Source organism: Pedococcus sp. P1_H8 (genome assembly GCF_056405175.1).
The window spans coordinates 1-369 of the sequence record NZ_JBFUCP010000438.1 but is presented as its reverse complement, the minus strand read 5'-3'; the positions used below and the strand labels follow the sequence as shown (position 1 = coordinate 369).

General features: G+C 69.9%; 2 protein-coding genes. Both read right to left on the bottom strand.

Annotation, left to right across the window (positions count from 1 at the left end):
* The coding region (locus tag AC1DYG_RS20745; RefSeq protein ID WP_477641713.1) for a CoA-transferase at positions 1–106 on the bottom strand (106 nt) is incomplete at its 3' end.
* A partial coding sequence (locus AC1DYG_RS20740; RefSeq protein WP_477641712.1) for an RBBP9/YdeN family alpha/beta hydrolase occupies positions 103–369 on the bottom strand: 267 nt, incomplete at its 5' end. The genes AC1DYG_RS20740 and AC1DYG_RS20745, both read right to left, overlap by 4 nt.

The following is a 369-nucleotide window of genomic DNA, read 5'->3' as shown; positions in this document are numbered from 1 at the left end:
GCCGGTCCGGAATCCCGCACAACCCGAATCCGCCGACCGCGAGGGACGACCCCGACTCGACGTCGACCACGGCATCGGCCGTGGACGCGACCACCTTGTTCGTCACCCGAGGACCGCCGTCTCCCGGATCAGGTCCTGGACCAGTTCCTCGGCCTGCGGCCAGTACCCGAAGCCGGATGCCGGGTTCAGGTGGCCGACGTTGCCGGCGTCGACACGCTTGCTGCCCCATGCCTCGGCGAACCCGACGACCCGGTCGTAGCCCGCCAACGGGTCGTTGGTGCTCGCGACGACGGTGCTGGGGAACGGCAACGGCTGCAGCGGGGTGGGGTTCCATCCGTTGTTCTCGAGGTCCTCGGACGACGGGTAGCC